Source organism: Rathayibacter tanaceti (assembly GCF_001634385.1).
Taxonomy (GTDB): Bacteria; Actinomycetota; Actinomycetes; order Actinomycetales; family Microbacteriaceae; genus Rathayibacter; species Rathayibacter tanaceti.
In genome coordinates, this window is record NZ_LIIN01000221.1 from 1 (window position 1) to 2,303 (window position 2,303).

Below are 2,303 nucleotides of genomic sequence, written 5' to 3' on the forward strand. Positions count from 1 at the left end.
TGGACCAGGACAGCACCGGTCGGATCGATCTCGATGACGAAGTGGTCCGTCCGGCACGACGAATCGTGTCGTCCCACAAGTCCCGAGAGAGAAGGAGCCGCAGTGGTCCGGGAGGACTCTCAGATCGAGCCACGAGAAGCGGTCCCGACCGGTGACGCCGCACTCGACGATCTCACTGATGCTCTCTTGGTGATCGAGGAGCAGCCCCTGGCGGCGCGGTCCTCCGAGTACTCCCGGCTGCAGGAGCACCTGCGCCGCCGTCTCGAGAACGCGGATCGCGAGCGGTGAGCGCGGGCGCACGTCTCGACTCCGTGCTGGCGGAACGGGGGATAGCCCGGTCCCGGACGCACGCAGCTCGACTGATCGCGGACGGTCTTGTCACCGTGGACGGATCGCCGGCGCTCAAGGCGTCACTGCGAGTGCGCGACGATCAGGACGTCGCGGTCGCCGCGCTCGACCACTATGTGAGTCGCGGGGCGCACAAGCTTCTGGCTGCGCTCGAATCGTTCAGATCGGTACGGGTCGAGGGAGCCCACGCCCTGGACGTCGGCGCCTCGACCGGGGGCTTCTCGCAGGTGCTGCTGGAGAAAGGAGCCGCTTCGGTCGTCGCACTCGACGTCGGTCACTCTCAGCTCGCTCCACGGCTGCGATCCGATGAGAGAGTGCGGGTAGTGGAGGGTTTCAACGCGCGTGACATGACGCGGGAGCGACTCGCGGAGGCTGCACGGAGCGACATCGCGCCCGATCTCGTGGTGTCGGACGTGTCGTTCATCTCGCTGACCATGGTGCTGCCGGCCGTCGCCTCCTCGGTCTCTCCGGATGCGGACTTCATCGTGCTGGTGAAGCCTCAGTTCGAGGTCGGGCGGACCGGAATCCGCGAGGGCATCGTCCGCGACCCGGCGCTGCGCCGGGAGGCGCTCTCGGACGTGCTCTGGTCGGCCTGGGATGTGGGGCTCGGAGTAGTCGGCCTCACGGAGTCACCACTCCCAGGCACCGCTGGCAATCACGAGTATCTCGCGCACCTCCACCGCGACAGCGGGACGATTCCGACAGAATGGAGGGACGCGGTCACCGCGCTCACCCCCGGATGACGCGACCGTGTGCGCCGCCTCCGATCGACCTGAAGGACACCCTCTCGATGCAGTCCCCTCCTGACGAGCGCAATATCCTCGTCATCGCCCACACCGGCCGGACGGACTCCCTCGATTCGGCGGTCCTCGTCGTCGAGCGCCTGCGCGGCTCCGGCGCGCGCCCTGTTCTCTGCGCGGACGACAAGGTCGACATCGTCGCCGTCGCCCCGGATCTCGCCGACGTCGACGTACTCGGCGTCGATGTCCCACTGGAGTCGATCGAACTCGTCTTCGTGCTCGGCGGCGACGGCACCATCCTGCGGGCTGCGGAGATCGTCCGATCCGGGACGGCGCCCTTGCTGGGAGTGAACCTCGGGCACGTCGGCTTCCTCGCCGAGAGCGAGCGCGACGATCTCGACGACGCGGTGGCCCGCGCCCTCGACGGCGACTACTCGGTCGAGGAGAGGATGACGCTGCAGGTGCGCGTCAAGATCGACGAGGTCGTCGTCTACGAGACCTGGGCCCTCAACGAGGCGACCGTCGAGAAGGGCAGCCGAGAGCGGATGCTCGAGGTGATGGTCGGGGTCGACGGTCGGCCGCTGTCGAGCTTTGGCTGCGACGGGATCGTCGTCTCGACTCCGACGGGATCGACGGCGTACGCCTTCTCGGGTGGTGGCCCGGTCGTCTGGCCGACGCTCGAGGCGATGCTCCTGGTGCCGCTGAGCGCACACGCCCTGTTCGCCCGGCCCCTCGTGGTCGGTCCGGAGTCGAGCCTCGCCGTGGAGGTGAAGGAGCGGACCGATGGCGTCGGTGTGCTCTGGGCCGACGGCCGGCGCACCTACGAGCTGCCGCCGGGAGCACGTGTGGTCTACCGGCGGTCGCCGGTGCCGGTGCGGTTCGCCCGACTGCACGACGCCCCCTTCACCGATCGACTCGTGCACAAGTTCGGTCTCCCCATCCGCGGATGGCGGGGGTCGGCGGAGACGGAGTAAGTCCTCATGCTCGAAGAGCTGCAGATCCGTGATCTCGGAGTGATCGCGGAGGCGACGCTCCCGCTCGGACCGGGGTTCACCGCGGTCACGGGCGAGACCGGAGCGGGCAAGACGATGGTCGTGACCGCGCTCGGCCTGGTGCTGGGTGCGCGGTCGGACGCCTCCGCCGTGCGCTCGGGTGCGCGTCAAGCGTGGGTGTCCGGCCGCTGGCTGGTACCCGAGCACGGGCCGATCGCCGAAC

Annotated in this window: 4 protein-coding genes; all 4 read left to right on the top strand. The window is 68.9% G+C overall.

The genetic code is table 11. The annotated features are described in order from the left end of the window. The first annotated feature begins 102 nt into the window (after nucleotides 1–102). Complete coding sequence (locus ACH61_RS15075; RefSeq protein WP_068213622.1) at nucleotides 103–288, top strand: hypothetical protein; 186 nt, start codon at nucleotides 103–105, stop codon at nucleotides 286–288. Then, nucleotides 285–1,091 (top strand): TlyA family RNA methyltransferase, encoded by an 807-nt coding sequence (locus ACH61_RS15080; protein WP_068213625.1) that lies wholly within the window; start codon nucleotides 285–287, stop codon nucleotides 1,089–1,091. The genes ACH61_RS15075 and ACH61_RS15080 overlap by 4 nt, the downstream gene beginning before the upstream one ends. A 47-nt stretch (nucleotides 1,092–1,138) precedes the next feature. Then, the gene (locus tag ACH61_RS15085; RefSeq protein ID WP_068213628.1) at nucleotides 1,139–2,062 is read left to right on the top strand and encodes an NAD kinase; all 924 of its coding nucleotides are present in this window, start codon (nucleotides 1,139–1,141) and stop codon (nucleotides 2,060–2,062) included. A gap of 6 nt (nucleotides 2,063–2,068) precedes the next feature. Beyond that, a partial coding sequence (locus ACH61_RS15090) for an AAA family ATPase (protein WP_153038937.1) occupies nucleotides 2,069–2,303 on the top strand: 235 nt, incomplete at its 3' end.